Annotated in this window: 14 protein-coding genes and 1 pseudogene; 5 read left to right on the top strand and 10 right to left on the bottom strand. The window is 65.9% G+C overall.

Annotated features, from left to right (window positions below):
- Nucleotides 1-88: 88 nt before the first annotated feature.
- A complete protein-coding gene (gene cls / locus ACZ5KU_RS31325; protein WP_054057214.1) occupies nucleotides 89-1,528 on the bottom strand; it encodes a cardiolipin synthase in 1,440 nt (479 codons plus the stop codon).
- Nucleotides 1,529-1,656: 128 nt separating this feature from the next.
- Here cls and ACZ5KU_RS31320 point away from each other — a divergent pair, with 128 nt between their 5' ends.
- Complete coding sequence (locus tag ACZ5KU_RS31320) at nucleotides 1,657-2,172, top strand: DUF3617 domain-containing protein (protein WP_054057215.1); 516 nt, start codon at nucleotides 1,657-1,659, stop codon at nucleotides 2,170-2,172.
- 112 nt (nucleotides 2,173-2,284) lie between these two features.
- Here the strand turns inward: ACZ5KU_RS31320 and thrS are convergent, their stop codons facing one another.
- The 8 genes and pseudogenes from thrS to folE2 form a co-directional block, all read right to left on the bottom strand.
- Complete coding sequence (gene thrS / locus ACZ5KU_RS31315; RefSeq protein ID WP_416771103.1) at nucleotides 2,285-4,177, bottom strand: threonine--tRNA ligase; 1,893 nt, start codon at nucleotides 4,175-4,177, stop codon at nucleotides 2,285-2,287.
- A gap of 31 nt (nucleotides 4,178-4,208) precedes the next feature.
- Nucleotides 4,209-5,546: a dihydroorotase gene (locus ACZ5KU_RS31310; protein ID WP_054063448.1), complete on the bottom strand. Its 1,338-nt coding sequence runs from the start codon at nucleotides 5,544-5,546 to the stop codon at nucleotides 4,209-4,211.
- A gap of 2 nt (nucleotides 5,547-5,548) precedes the next feature.
- Nucleotides 5,549-6,108: pseudogene (locus ACZ5KU_RS31305) on the bottom strand (gamma carbonic anhydrase family protein).
- Entirely contained in the window at nucleotides 6,105-6,539 is a 435-nt protein-coding gene (gene hisI / locus ACZ5KU_RS31300; RefSeq protein ID WP_152973052.1) for a phosphoribosyl-AMP cyclohydrolase, read from the bottom strand. The pseudogene ACZ5KU_RS31305 and the gene hisI overlap by 4 nt, the downstream one beginning before the upstream one ends.
- Nucleotides 6,536-7,423 (bottom strand): metal ABC transporter substrate-binding protein, encoded by an 888-nt coding sequence (locus ACZ5KU_RS31295; protein WP_054060515.1) that lies wholly within the window; start codon nucleotides 7,421-7,423, stop codon nucleotides 6,536-6,538. The genes hisI and ACZ5KU_RS31295 overlap by 4 nt, the downstream gene beginning before the upstream one ends.
- A gap of 11 nt (nucleotides 7,424-7,434) precedes the next feature.
- Nucleotides 7,435-8,298 (bottom strand): metal ABC transporter permease, encoded by an 864-nt coding sequence (locus tag ACZ5KU_RS31290; protein ID WP_054063502.1) that lies wholly within the window; start codon nucleotides 8,296-8,298, stop codon nucleotides 7,435-7,437.
- 2 nt (nucleotides 8,299-8,300) lie between these two features.
- Entirely contained in the window at nucleotides 8,301-8,969 is a 669-nt protein-coding gene (locus ACZ5KU_RS31285; protein WP_054056837.1) for a metal ABC transporter ATP-binding protein, read from the bottom strand.
- Nucleotides 8,966-9,862: a GTP cyclohydrolase FolE2 gene (gene folE2 / locus ACZ5KU_RS31280; RefSeq protein ID WP_464736677.1), complete on the bottom strand. Its 897-nt coding sequence runs from the start codon at nucleotides 9,860-9,862 to the stop codon at nucleotides 8,966-8,968. The genes ACZ5KU_RS31285 and folE2 overlap by 4 nt, the downstream gene beginning before the upstream one ends.
- 131 nt (nucleotides 9,863-9,993) lie before the next feature.
- Here folE2 and ACZ5KU_RS31275 point away from each other — a divergent pair, with 131 nt between their 5' ends.
- On the top strand, nucleotides 9,994-11,226 hold the full coding sequence (locus ACZ5KU_RS31275; RefSeq protein ID WP_464736676.1) for an N-acetylmuramoyl-L-alanine amidase: 1,233 nt from the start codon (nucleotides 9,994-9,996) through the stop codon (nucleotides 11,224-11,226).
- A 4-nt stretch (nucleotides 11,227-11,230) separates the two neighbouring features.
- On the opposite strand, the gene ACZ5KU_RS31270 is transcribed toward ACZ5KU_RS31275, so the two are convergent.
- A complete protein-coding gene (locus ACZ5KU_RS31270; protein ID WP_054056839.1) occupies nucleotides 11,231-11,608 on the bottom strand; it encodes a hypothetical protein in 378 nt (125 codons plus the stop codon).
- Between the two features lie 123 nt (nucleotides 11,609-11,731).
- Between ACZ5KU_RS31270 and dksA the strand changes: the two genes are divergently transcribed.
- The 3 genes from dksA to ACZ5KU_RS31255 are packed head-to-tail and all read left to right on the top strand — an operon-like array spanning nucleotide 11,732 to nucleotide 14,025.
- Nucleotides 11,732-12,136 (top strand): RNA polymerase-binding protein DksA, encoded by a 405-nt coding sequence (dksA, locus tag ACZ5KU_RS31265; protein ID WP_054056840.1) that lies wholly within the window; start codon nucleotides 11,732-11,734, stop codon nucleotides 12,134-12,136.
- A gap of 27 nt (nucleotides 12,137-12,163) precedes the next feature.
- A complete protein-coding gene (zigA, locus tag ACZ5KU_RS31260; protein ID WP_464736675.1) occupies nucleotides 12,164-13,375 on the top strand; it encodes a zinc metallochaperone GTPase ZigA in 1,212 nt (403 codons plus the stop codon).
- Nucleotides 13,375-14,025, top strand: a complete 651-nt coding sequence (locus ACZ5KU_RS31255; protein WP_054056842.1) for a DUF1826 domain-containing protein — start codon at nucleotides 13,375-13,377, stop codon at nucleotides 14,023-14,025. Before zigA ends, ACZ5KU_RS31255 begins: the two co-directional genes overlap by 1 nt.
- The last annotated feature ends 22 nt before the right edge of the window (nucleotides 14,026-14,047 follow it).

The following is a 14,047-nucleotide window of genomic DNA, read 5'->3' as shown; positions in this document are numbered from 1 at the left end:
CCCAGCTTAAAAGACCCTCGGTGTCGATCGCAGGGCCGGGCCGGCCTTTCGGAACGGTCCTACGGTTATCTGAAAATAGTCCTTCCTGCTACAGAATCGGCGAAATCAGCCGGGCGATGCGCATGCCCAGTTGCTGCAGGCGGTGGGTTTCCCGGCTGTCCTCGTGGGTGACTTCGCGGGCCAGGTCGAAGTCCTTCAGCAGCATGTTTTCCACCTCGCCGGCGAAGGCCGGGTCGACGGTCAGCAGCATCAGTTCGAAATTCAGCCGGAACGAGCGGTTGTCCAGGTTGGCGCTGCCGATGGCGCTGATCTCGTTGTCCACCAGTACCACCTTCTGGTGCAGGAACCCCGGGCCATAGCGGAATACCCGGACCCCGGCGCGCACGGCTTCGAAGGCATAGAGGCTGGAGGCGGCGTAGACGATCCGGTGGTCGGGCCGCGAGGGCAGCAGCAGGCGCACGTCGACGCCGCGCAGGGCCGCCAGGCGCAGGGCGGCGAACACCGCTTCATCGGGGATGAAGTACGGGCTGGTGATCCATACCCGCTCGCGGGCGGCGTGGATCGCCTCGACGAAAAACAGCGAGCAGGTCTCGAACGGGTCGGCCGGACCGCTGGCGAGCAACTGGCAGAGGACGCCGTCGTCGGGGTAGGTGTCCGGCAGGATCAGCGGCGGCAGCTGGCGCGCGGCCCAGAACCAGTCTTCGGCGAACGACTCCTGCAGGCAGGCCACCACCGGGCCGCTGACCTGCACATGGGTGTCGCGCCAGGGCGACAGCGGCGGCCTGGCCCCCAGGTATTCATCGCCGACGTTGTGCCCGCCGACGAAGCCGACCACGCCGTCGACCACCACCACCTTGCGGTGGTTGCGAAAGTTCACCTGGAAGCGGTTGAGCCAGCCGCTGCGGGTGGCGAAGGCTTTCACCCGCACGCCGCCGTCGCGCAGGCTGTCGGCATAGCCGTGGGGCAGGGCGTGGCTGCCGATGCCGTCATAGAGCAGGTAGACCTCGACGCCCTCGGCAGCCTTTTTTTGCAGCAGGCTGTGCAGGCGTCGGCCGAGCCGATCGTCGTGGATGATGAAGAACTGCACCAGCACGGCATGCCGGGCCTGCTCGATGGCCTGGAAGATCGCCTCGAAGGTGGCCTCGCCGTTGACCAGCAAGCGCACCTGGTTGTTGGCCAGGCACGGCATGCGGCCGAGCTTGGGCATCGCCCGCAATGCCGCGTAGGCTTGGGAGTTGCGGGCGGCCAGGGCCTCCTCGACCCAGGGCCGCCAGTTCAGGTCGGCGATGGCCTTGCGCATTTCCACGTTGGCCTGGCGCCGGGCCTTGATGTAGGCATCGAAGGTGCTGCGGCCGAAGACCAGGTAGGGAATCAGCGTGAGGTAGGGAATGAATACCAGCGACAGCGCCCAGGCGATCGAGCCCTGGGCGGTGCGTACGGTCAGCACGGCGTGAATGGCCGCGATACTGCCAAGCGTGTGAATCAGCGCTATCAGATAGCCGAAGACATGAGGGCCAAAAAAATCCATGAGGTCCTGATCCTGAATCCGTACCGTCTAACAGACCATGTTCCGGCGCGATTGTCGCTATTTAATTCATCACGCAACCCAAGCATGATTCTGGCGTCTAAGCAGGACCTTTCTTCAGGAGCTATACGATGAACCTTCGTCTGCCGGGGCTGGCCATCGCCTGTGCCTTCGTGATTCCCGTGGCCCAGGCGCAAGTGCTGCAGCCCGGTCTGTGGGAACTGACCTCCAGCAATGTGCAGGTCGAGAACCAGTCGCTGGATGTGAACATGCTGCTGGGCGTGCTCAAGCAGAACACCACGCCGGAGCAGCGTGCCGCCCTGGAAAAGCAGGGCATCAACCTGGGCGGACAGGGCGTGCGGGTGTGTCTGACGCCGCAGCAGGTGGCTTCCGAGGCGATTCCGCTGACCGATCCGCAGTCCGGCTGCCAGCAGCAGGTCACCGAACGCAAGGGGCCGGACTGGAAGTTCCGCTTCAGCTGTCCGAAGGCCCAGGGTGCGGGCACGGCGCATTTTGTCAGTGATCGCGAGTTCACCACCAAGGTCAGCGGCACGTTCAATGCCACTGGTATCCAGCAGAATGGCAGCATGGACACCAAGGCGGTCTGGCTGGGGCAGGATTGCGGGGCGGTGAAGCCGCGGTCCTGATGAAAGAGCGGCCTGCGGTGGGTTGCAGGAGCGGGGCTTGCCCGCGAAGCTTTTGGCGACCTTGAGGACGCATTCGCGGGCAAGCCTCGCTCCTACAGGTAGAGGGGGGTCCTCAGGTGTCGAGGCGTTGCAGCAACGCCTCGACCGTCATCGTCCCCAGGTCCTCTCCCGCCCGGCTGCGCACGCTGACCAGCCCCGCGGCCTTTTCCTTCTCGCCGACCACCAGCAGGTAGGGCACCTTCTGCAGGCTGTGTTCGCGAATTTTGTAGCCGATCTTCTCGTTGCGCAGGTCCGCCACCGCTCGCCAGCCATGGGCCTTGAGCCGCTGGACGGCCTCCCGGGCATAGTCGGCCTGGCCCTCGCTGATGTTCAGCACCACCGCCTGGCAGGGCGAAAGCCACAGTGGCAGGGCGCCGCTGTAGTGCTCGACAAGGATGCCGATGAAGCGCTCCAGCGAACCGAACAGCGCCCGGTGCAGCATCACCGGCCGCTGGCGCTCGCCGTTCTCGTCGATGTAGCCGATATCGAAACGCTCCGGCAGGTTGAGGTCGACCTGCAGGGTCCCGCACTGCCAGTCGCGGCCGATGGCATCGCGTAGCACGAACTCCAGCTTCGGCCCGTAGAAGGCGCCTTCGCCGGGGTTGATCCGGTAGTCGATGCCCATCCGGCCCAGGGCGCCGAGCAGCGCGCCTTCCAACCGGTCCCAGGTCTCGTCGCTGCCGATGCGGTTGAGCGGGCGGGTGGAGAGTTTCACCAGCACGTCGCTGAAGCCGAACTCGCGGTAGATATCGAACACCAGGGCGATCGCCGTTTCGCACTCATCCTGCATCTGCTCCGGGGTGCAGAAAATGTGCGCATCGTCCTGGGTGAAGTGGCGCACGCGCAACAGCCCGTGCAGGGCGCCGGACGGCTCGTAGCGATGGACCTTGCCGAACTCGGCGATGCGCAATGGCAGGTCGCGATAGCTCTTGAGGCCATGGCCGAAGATCGACACCGCGCCCGGGCAGTTCATCGGTTTGAGGGCGAACACCCGCTCGTCCTCGGTGCTGGTGGTGAACATGTGATCGCGGTAGTTCTGCCAGTGCCCGGAGGTTTCCCACAGGCCGCGGTCCATCACGTCCGGGGTGTTCACCTCGACGTAGCCGGCCTGCTCCTGGCGCTGGCGCATGTAGCCGATCAGTTGCTGGAACAGCGTCCAGCCCTTGGCATGCCAGAACACCGAACCCGGTGCGCACTCGTCGAAGTGAAACAGGTCCAGTTGCGCGCCGAGCTTGCGATGATCGCGCTTGCCGGCTTCTTCCAGGCGGGTGAGGTAGGCCTTGAGGTCCCGGGCGTTGGCCCAGCAGGTGCCGTAGATCCGCTGCAGCGGAGCGTTGTTGGCGTCGCCGCGCCAGTAGGCCCCGGCCACCTTGGTCAGTTTGAACGCCTGCAGGATGCCGGTCGACGGCACGTGCGGGCCGCGGCACAGGTCCTCGAAATCGCCCTGGCGGTACAGCGACAAGGTTTCGTCTTCGGGGATGGCACGGATCAGCTCGGCCTTGTAGTGCTCGCCCAGGTTCTCGAAATATTCGATGGCTTCGTCACGCGGCAGGGTACGACGACGTACCGAATGATTGGTCGCGGCCAGGGCCTGCATCCGCTCCTCGATCAGTTCCAGGTCCTGGGGCGTGAAGGGGCGTTCGTAGGCGAAGTCGTAGAAGAAGCCGTTCTCGATCACCGGGCCGATGGTGACCTGGGCCGAGGGGTAGAGCTGCTTGACCGCCATGGCCAGCAGGTGCGCGCAGGAATGACGGAGGATCTGCAGGCCTTCGTCGTCGCGCGGGGTGACGATGCTCACTGCCGCGTCCTGCTCGATGAGGGTGTCGCAGTCGACCAGCACGCCGTCGATCCGCCCGGCCACCGCTGCCCGGGCCAGGCCGACGCCGATGCTGGCGGCCACTTCGAAGACCGACAGCGGCTGGTCGTACTCGCGTTGCGAGCCATCGGGGAGGGTGATGCGGATCATTGCTGGGGGCCTCGGTCGATCTGGAAGGGTATTAGCGGAGAAACTGTAGGGGCAGGCCCTGACAGCCGTCATGAAGTCGGCCGGCATGCCAGGCGACCTGCCCGGAAACCACGGTGGTGTGCACGTGGTGGCGGAAGCTGTGCTCGATGAAGGGGGTCCAGCCACATTCGTAGAGGATCGGTTCACCGGCGACCGGCCGCGGCTGCGGCTGGCGATTGAGCAGGACCAGGTCGGCCCAGTAGCCCTCGCGCAGGTAGCCGCGCTCGGCGATGGCGAACAGGTCGGCGACCCGGTGGCTGGTTTTGTCCACCAGGGTGGTCAGTGGCAGCACCTTGTCCGCCACCAGTTCCATCAGCGCCGGCAGAGCGTGCTGCACCAGCGGCAGGCCGGAGGGCGCTTCCTCGTAGGGCCGCTGCTTTTCTTCCCAGGTGTGCGGCGCGTGATCGCTGCCGATCACGTCCAGGCGGTTGCTCAACAGCGCCTTGCGCAAGGCATCGCGGTCCGACTGCTGCTTGATCGCCGGGTTGCACTTGATCCGGTTACCCAGGCGCGGGTAGTCGCGATCGTCGAACAGCAGGTGATGCAGGCAGACTTCGGCGGTGATGAGCTTCTCGCCCAGCGGCTTGTTCTCGAACAGTTCCAGTTCGCGCTCGGTGGTCAGGTGCAGCACGTGCAGGCGGGTGCCGTGCTTCCTGGCCAGTTCCACCGCCAGCGACGAGGAGCGGTAGCAGGCGTCGGCATTGCGGATCAGCGGATGGGCGGCCGGCGGGATCATGCCGCCCAGCAGTTCCTTGAGGTTCTTCAGGCGCGTGTCGACGGTCGGCGTGTGTTCGCAATGGGCCAGCAGAAGGGTCGGTACCTCGGCGAACAGCCGTTCGAGGATGTGCGGGTCATCCACCAGCAGGTTGCCGGTGGACGCGCCCATGAACACCTTGACCCCGGCGACCTGGCGCGGGTCGAGGGCCGCCACGGTGTCGAGGTTGTCGTGGCTGACGCCGAAGTGGAAGCCGTAGTTGGCCACCGAGGCGTTCGCCGCCCGGCGCTGCTTGTCGGCGAGGGCGTCGAGGGTCAGGGTCGCCGGGCGGGTGTTGGGCATGTCCATGTAGCTGGTGATGCCGCCGGCCACCGCCGCCCGCGATTCGCTGTAAATGGTGCCCTTGGCCGGTGCTCCCGGGTCGCGGAAGTGCACCTGGTCGTCGATCATCCCCGGCAGCAGCCAGTCACCATTCGCGTCGATTTCCACGTCGGCGCTGGCGTTGCCGATCTCGGCGGCGATGGAGTCGATGCGGCCGTTGATCACCCGGACATCGGCGTCGAACTGACGGCCCTCGTTGACCACGCGGGCATTGCGGATCAGCAGGCTGCTCATGCTCAGAACTCGTTCTGCAGGGCCTTGTAGCCCCGGACCAGGTCGACGTTGGTGCGCGCCACGTCCTCGGAGAACTCCGAGGCGCTGACGCTGACCGGTGGGAACTGCGACAGGTCGGTATGGGGCCGATGCGGGTGGTGGAGGGCACGTAGAAGCCGGGTGGCAGGTCGCGGCCGTCGACCACCGAGTTGTGTCGGACCACGCTGCCGTCGCCGACCGCGCAGTTGAACAGCACGCTGTTGAACCCGATGAATACCCGGTTGCCGACCGTGCAGGGGCCGTGGACGATCGAGCGGTGGGCGATGGAACTGAACTCGCCGATGGTCACCGCCGCGCCGGACTTGGAGTGGATCACCACGCCATCCTGGATGTTGGAGTTGGCGCCGATGATGATCGGGTCCATCTCGCCGTGTTCGTTGACTTCATCGGCGCGGATCACCGCGTAGGGGCCGACGAAGACGTTGTCACCGATCACCACCTTGCCGCAGATGATCGCGGTCTTGTCCACGTAGGCGGATTCGGCGATCACCGGCAGGTCGCCGGAAGGGTTCTTGCGGATCATGGGGAGGTCTCCTGAGGGGCGCTGATGATCTCCACCGCGCCGTCGCGGATGGCGTTGTAGAAACAGTTGGGACGGCCGGTATGGCAGGCCGGGCCCTGTTGCTCGACCCGCAGCAGGACCGCATCGCCGTCGCAGTCGAGGCGGGCCTCGACCAGGCGCTGGCGGTGCCCGGAGCTTTCGCCCTTGCGCCACAACTGCTGGCGCGAGCGCGACCAGTAGCAGACCTGGCCGCGTTCGAGGGTTTCGGCCAGGGCCTGGCGGTTCATCCAGGCCAGCATCAGCACTTCGCCCGTGTCGTGTTGCTGGGCGATGGCGGCGATCAGGCCGTCGGCGTTCCACGGCAGGGCGTCGAGCACGGCCGTGAGGGGCCAGCGGCTGCCCGCGGCGGCGCGCTCCAGAGCGAGCATCGACAGGGGCGGCCGGGCAGTCACTTGCTCAGTGCCGCGTGCAGGGTGTTCATGTTGTATTCGAACAGGCCAATGAAGGTGCTGGCCGGGCCTTCGGCGGCGAGGGCGTCGGAGTACAGGGTGCCGCCGATCTTCGCGCCGCTTTCGTCGGCGATCTGCTTGAGCAGGCGGGCGTCCTTGATGTTCTCCATGAATACCGCGGTGACCTTGTCCTTGCGGATCTGCCGGATCAGCTCGGCAACTTCGGCGGCCGACGGCTCACGCTCGGTGGACAGGCCCTGGGGCGCCATGAACTGGATGCCATAGGCCTGGCCGAGGTAGCCGAAGGCGTCATGGGAGGTGACGATGCGGCGGTTGCCGGCCGGCAGGTTGCCGAGCTTGACCTTGGCCTCGGCCAGCAGGCGATAGATCTGCTTCAGGTACGCCTGGCTGTTGCGGGTGTAGTCGTCCTTGTGCGCGGGGTCGACCTGGATCAGCGCCTTGGTGATGTTGTTCACGTACAGCTCGACGTTCGCCAGGTTGTGCCAGGCATGCGGGTCGGGCACGGTCTGGCCGTCCTCTTCCATGGTGTGCGAGAGCACGCCCTTGCTGGCGGTGACCACCGGGGCCTTGGTCTCGGTGCTGGTCACCAGGCGGTCGAGCCAGGGTTCGAACTCCAGGCCGTTCTTGACGATCAGTTTGGCCTTGAGCAGCGCCTGGGCATCATCCGGGGTCGGCTCGTAGGTGTGGGCGTCGGCGTCCGGGCCGACCATCGCGGAAACCTGGATATGGTCGCCGCCGATCTGCTGGGTGATGTCCCGCAGGATACTGAAGCTGGCGACCACCGGCAGCTTCTCCGCCGCCTGGGCGCTGGACAACTGCAACGACAGGGCCAGCACGGAGCTGAACAGAACGAGTAACGCACGCATCGGGTGACACCTCATTGGGATGGCAGGGGTGGGCGGCGCAGCAGACCGTGCACCGGACCGAAGACCACGGAGAACAGGTACAGGCAGCCGGCGACCAGCACGATGGCCGGGCCGCTGGGTTGCGAGCAGTAGAACGACAGCAGCAGGCCGGCGGCGACCGAGACGCAGCCGAGCAGCGCGGCGATCAGCATCAGCACCGGCAGGCGACGGCTCCAGAAGCGCGAGGCGATCGCCGGCAGCATCATCAGGCCGACCACCATCAGGGCGCCGATGGCCTGGAAACCGATCACCAGGTTGAGCACCACCAGTGTCAGGAACACACCGTGGGCCAGCGGGCCGAGGCGGCTGACGGTCTGCAGGAACAGCGGGTCGAGGGTGTCGAGCATCAGCGGCCGGTAGATCGCCGCCAGCAGCACCAGGCTGATGCCGCAGACCCAGAGCATGCCGGTGAGGGTCGGCCCGTCCACCGCCAGTGCCGAGCCGAACAGCAGGTGCAAGAGGTCCAGGCGCTTGCCGGCGATGCCCAGCAACAGCACGCCACTGGCCAGCGAGATCGGATAGATCGCCGCCAGGCTGGCGTCTTCGCGCAGGCCGGTGCGCCGGGTGATCCAGGCCGACAGGCCGGCCATGCCCATGCCCGCACCGAGGCCGCCGAGGGTCAGTGCCGGCAGGCTCAGGCCGGCGATCCAGAAGCCGACGGCGGCGCCGGGCAGGATGCCGTGGGCCACCGCGTCACCGATCAGGCTCATGCGTCGCAGGATCAGGAACACCCCCAGCGGCGCGGTGCTGCAGGCCAGGACCAGGCCGCCGAGCAGGGCCCGGCGCATGAACACGAAATCGTGGAACGGCTGCCACAGGTGCTGGGCGAACATCAGCATCAGGCCACCTGTGTGATCGGTTGTTGCACGATCAGCTCGCGGCTCGGTGCCAGTACGCAGCCGCTGTGCTTGATGCGCAAGGCGTCGGGGATGTGCTGGCGCACGGCGGCGAGGTCATGGCAGACCACTACCAGCGTACGCCCCGCCGCGTGCCAGGCGTGGATGTGTTTCCACAGCAGTGCCTGGCCTTCCTCGTCGAGGGCGGCGTGGGGTTCGTCGAGCAACAGCAGCGGCGCTTCGGCCAGGCTCAGGCGGGCCAGCAGAGCGCGTTGCAACTGGCCGCCGGACAAGGCCATCAGCGGCCGCTGTTCCAAGCCTTCGAGGTCCCAGTCGGCGATCACCGCCTGCAGGCGTTCGTTGCGTTGCTGCGGGCTCAGCTTGATGCCCCACAGGCCGGCGACCACCAGTTCCTGCAGGTTGATCGGGAACTGCCGGTCGAGGTGCTGCTGTTGCGGCAGGAACGACAGGCCTCCGCGGCGTGGAACATCCAACTGCACCTTGCCGGCCAGGGGCTTCTGCAAACCGGCGAAGACTTTCAGCAGGCTGCTCTTGCCGGTGCCGTTGGCACCGATGACCGCGGTGAGGCTACCGGCGGCCAGTTCGAAATCCACCGCGGGGGTCAGTGGCTGGCCGGGTGGGCCCCAGCGCAGGCCTTGGCAGCGGATCATGCCGACCTCCAGTTCCACCCGCTCTCGGCCACGGCGTCGTGGGCGTGCAGGCTTTCAGCGTGAACCACCCGCAGGTGGAAACCCTGCACCGCGTCTGCACGCTTGAGCGCCAGGTTCAGGCGGCGTGCCGCGTCTTCGCAGAACATCAGGTTCTGCCCGTTGGCGAGGGCGAAGGCCTGCTCGTCGGCGCGCTTCACCGCAGTCTGCACGGCGGTGCCCAGTGAGGCCTCGGCATCGTTGATCAGGGCTTCGAAGGGAAACCGATACGTTTTTTCATCAAGTCGGATTTGCAGGTGTGCAATGCTGCGCTGGCTATGGGGTGTGGCGACGATGCCTTGGGTACTGCCGAGCCAGTTGAGGACCTTGCCGTGTTCCAGCGGCTGGTCGGCGAAGTCCTGGTTGAACTGTTGCTGGATCAGTTGTCGGGCGAGGGCGGCCGAGCAGGGGCAGGTGGAGGAGTAGGCCACGTCAATTTTCAGTTCCACGTGGAACACTCCGCTTTTCAGCTCGGCTAACACACTGACGGGATAGGCTTTCCAGCCGGCCAGCGGGCTGACCAGCGCCGGGCGCTTGAGCAGCAAATCGGTGTGGATGCGCAGGTAGGCGTTACTGGACAGCCCGTCATGGCTGTCGAGGAATTGCTGCAGCACCGCGTGGACCCGTGCCGGTGTCAGTTCTTCCTGTTGCAGGCGCTCCAGGGCCAGGTACAGCCGGGACATGTGAATACCCCGCGCTTCGCCGTCATCGAGGCTGACGCCGGCGTCGGCGCTGGCGCTGAGGCGTTGGCCGTCGAGGGTGATGGGCAGAGCAATGCCGCACATGCCCACCCACTCAAGGGGCAGGGCTTGCCGGGATGACTGCGCGGCGATATCCGGCAGCGTCAACGCATTCATGAGTAGGTCCATCGTTGGAAATAAAATGTCATGTTATATTATAACAATTGATTCGACGATGCCTTTTTTCGCCAGGGCTCTACACAGCCATATCGAGCAGGGACGCTCCCTCAATTTGTGGTTATCGGTTCATGCATAGACGTCAATTGCTCAACTTCCTGCTGGCCAGTGCGGCCTTCATCCCGCTTGGCGTGTCGGCGGCGCAGATCCGCAACGCCCGGCTCTGGCGCTCCGGCGACAAGCTGCGACTGGTGCTCGATCTCAGTGGCCCGGTGCAGTACAAGACGTTTTCCCTGACCGCGCCCGAGCGGCAGATCATCGACCTGAGCGGGGCAAAGCTGACGGGCGACTTCAGCCAACTGGCCCTGAAGAACACGGTGATCCGCTCGATCCGCTCGGGACATTTCGGCCAGGGCGACACGCGGATCGTCCTCGACCTGGCCAACCCGGTGCAGTTGAACAGCTTCCTGCTGCCGCCCGGGGAGGGGCAGGGCCACCGGCTGGTGCTCGACCTGGCCAGCAACGCCAGCGCCGCCGCACCGCCCCAGACTCTGGCCGCGGCAGCCGTCGCGCCCCAGGCCAGGCATGAACCGACGCCGGGCAAGGCTCACCCCAGGCGCGACATCATGGTGGTGGTCGACCCCGGGCACGGCGGCAAGGACCCGGGCGCGGTGGGCTCCAAGGGGCAGCGCGAGAAGGACGTGGTGCTGTCCATCGCCCAGCTTCTGGCCAAGCGGCTCAAGCGTGAAAAGGGCTTCGATGTTCGCCTGGTACGCAACGACGATTTCTTCGTGCCGTTGCGCAAGCGCGTGGAGTTCTCCCGCAAGCACAACGCCGACATGTTCATCTCGGTGCACGCCGATGCGGCGCCGCGGATCACCGCGTCGGGGGCGTCGGTGTACTGCCTGTCCGAAGGCGGCGCGACCTCGACCACCGCGCGCTTCATGGCCCAGCGCGAGAACGGTGCCGACCTGATCGGTGCGCAGAGCCTGCTCAACCTCAAGGACAAGGACCCGATGCTGGCCGGGGTGATCCTCGACATGTCGATGAACGCGACCATCGCCGCCAGCCTGCAACTGGGGCATACCGTGCTCGGCAGCCTGGAGAACATCACCACCCTGCACCAGAAGCGCGTGGAGCAGGCCGGCTTCGCGGTGCTCAAGTCACCGGACGTGCCGTCGATCCTGGTCGAGACCGGCTTCATTTCCAACGTCCGCGACAGCCAGCGGCTGGTCACCGCGCGGCACCAGCAGGCGATTGCCGACGGGCTGTTCCAGGGCCTGAAAACCTACTTCGAGAAGAACCCGCCGCAGGACAGCTACATCGCCTGGCGCCAGCAGCAGGCAAACGAAGTGCTGGTCTAGTGGCCTAGCAGCCCACCAACCGATCACAGGTGAACTTCTTGCTCAGCCCGCCGGAACTGGAGAAGCGGTTCACCGTGGTCCACCCCACCCGCCGGCTGTAGCCGACCCAGGCCTCGCCATCCGAGGCAATGCCGGTGAAGAAGGTCAGTTGTCCGTAGCGGCTGCTGGTCTGCGCCCAGTAGCGCTTGCCGGTCACTTCGAACCCCTGCAGGTAGATCGTCTTGCCCACCGTGGCGACGCCATAGGCGTTGCCGGCGGCGTCCTTGCACGCCAGCAGGGTGGCGCTGCGGGTGCAGTTGGCCAGTGGGCCGGGCACCTGGGCCCCGGCGCCGGTGGCGCAGAGCAGCAGGCTCAGCAACGGGTATTTCAGGGCGGCGCGCATCGGCATTCTCAAGAGAGGGTTGGCTCCAGCATCAACCCCTTCGTCGCCAGCGGCAAGTGGGGATTGGCTAAAATGTATTGTTATAATATAACATTAAGCAAATTCCCCGACGGCGACCTCTCCATGACCGAAGACGAACTGCTCGCCCAGCCCGAGGCGGACTACATGAACGATGCACAGCAGGCGTTCTTCCGTGAGTTGCTGCTCCAGCAACGGCGTGAGCTGCAGGAGCGCATCAGCGGCGAGTTCGTCGTGCTGCGCGAGCACGAGCCCAGCAGCGATCCGGCGGACATCGGCAGTGCCGAGGAACAGCGCCAATGGCAACTGCGCCTGCTGGAGCGGGAGAAGAAGCTGCTCGACAAGATCGACCAGGCCCTCGAGGCCCTGGCCCGTGGCGAATACGGCTGGTGCCGCGAGACCGGTGAACCGATCGGTCTCAAGCGCCTGCTGCTGCGGCCCACTGCCACCCTGTGCATCGAAGCCAAGGAACGTGAAGAGCTGCGCGAGCGCCACAAACGGGCGCTCTGAGCCGGCCAACCTGATGAGGAACCAACCATGACCCAACGTCTTCCCGTGACCGTGCTGTCGGGCTTTCTCGGCGCCGGCAAGAGCACCCTGCTCAACCATGTACTGCGCAACCGCGAAAACATGCGGGTAGCGGTGATCGTCAACGACATGAGCGAAATCAATATCGACGGCAGCGAGGTTCAGCGTGACGTCAGCCTCAATCGCGCCGAGGAAAAACTGGTGGAGATGAGCAACGGTTGCATCTGCTGCACCTTGCGCGAGGACCTGCTGGAGGAGGTCGGCCGGCTCGCTCGCGACGGGCGCTTCGACTACCTGCTGATCGAGTCCACCGGTATCTCCGAACCGTTGCCGGTGGCCGAAACCTTCACCTTCCGCGACGAGACCGGACAGAGCCTGGCCGACATCGCCCGCCTCGACACCATGGTCACGGTGGTCGACGGCATGAACTTCCTGCTCGACTACCAGGCGGCGGAAAGCCTGGCCTCCCGCGGCGAAACCCTCGGCGAGGACGACGAGCGCTCGATCACCGACCTGCTGATCGAGCAGGTCGAGTTCGCCGACGTGATTCTGATCAGCAAGATCGATCTGATCTCCAGCCAGGAGCGCGAAGAACTGATGGCGATCCTCGCGCGCCTGAATGCCCAGGCCGAGATCATCCCGATGGTGATGGGCGAAGTGCCCCTGGCGAAGATCCTCAACACCGGCCGCTTCGACTTCGAGCGTGCCTCCCAGGCTCCGGGCTGGCTGCAGGAACTGCGCGGCGAGCATGTGCCGGAAACCGAGGAATACGGCATCGCCTCGACCGCCTACCGGGCGCGGCGGCCGTTCCACCCCGAGCGCTTCTTCGACTTCATCAACCGGCCCTGGGTGAACGGCAGGCTGCTGCGTTCCAAGGGTTTCTTCTGGCTGGCGAGCAAGTACCAGGAAGCCGGCAGCTGGTCCCAGGCCGGTGGCCTGATGCGCCATGGTTTCGCCGGGCGCTGGTGGCGCTTCGTACCGAAACAGCACTGGCCGCAGGACGAGGATAGCATCGCGGCGATCATGCAGAACTGGATGGCGGCCACCGGCGATTGCCGCCAGGAACTGGTGTTCATCGGCCAGGGTATCGATTTTGCGCAACTGACGGCCGACCTGGACGGCTGCCTGCTCAGCGACGACGAAATGGCCCTGGGGGTCGAGGGTTGGCGGCTGCTGCACGACCCGTTCGGACCGTGGCACGACGAAGAGGCGGCTGCCTGATGCTGGCGCCGCGCTTGCAGGCGCAACCGTCGATCCGCCAGGTCGAGGGCGAGGCCCCGACCGTGCTTGGCGAGATTCTTCAGGATGGGGTCAACCTGGCACTCTGGCAGCGCCGCCTACCCAGCCATATCGCCGATTTTGCGCACTTGCTGCTGTCGTTGGGCGAGCCGCTGGCGCAGGCGCTGAGCCTGGAGATGCCGGACGACGAGTCCAGGCCGAACCTGCACGGGCTGGCCTCGGGGTTCAGTGACCTGGAGGGTTACGAGGGCTTCATCAGCGACGTGTCCTGGCTGGTCGGCGCCTATGCCTGCCTGCTCGGCGCGCGGCGGATCGGCCTGCGCCTGCGGGTGCTGGACAAGGCGATGTGCCCGCGGTTTCACGTCGACCATGTGCCGGTGAGGTTGATCACCACCTACGCGGGTTTGGGCAGCCAGTGGCTGGCGGAAGGGGCGATGGATCGGCGACAGTTGGGCAGTCCGGTGGCGGAGCCGATGGAGGCCGGGTCGATTCGGCAGATGGACAGCGGCGCGGTGGCCTTGTTGAAGGGCGAACGCTGGCATGGCAATGAAGGGTTCGGGTTGGTGCATCGTTCGCCGCAGGTGGCGGCGGGGGAGCGCCGGTTGATCCTCACGCTGGACTGGCTGGCTTGAGTTCAGGCGCCGCACAGCTTCA

This window comes from Pseudomonas sp. Tof1, assembly GCF_055390395.1.
The sequence above is the reverse complement of the archived record's forward strand: the minus strand, read 5'-3'. Positions and strand labels throughout refer to the sequence as shown.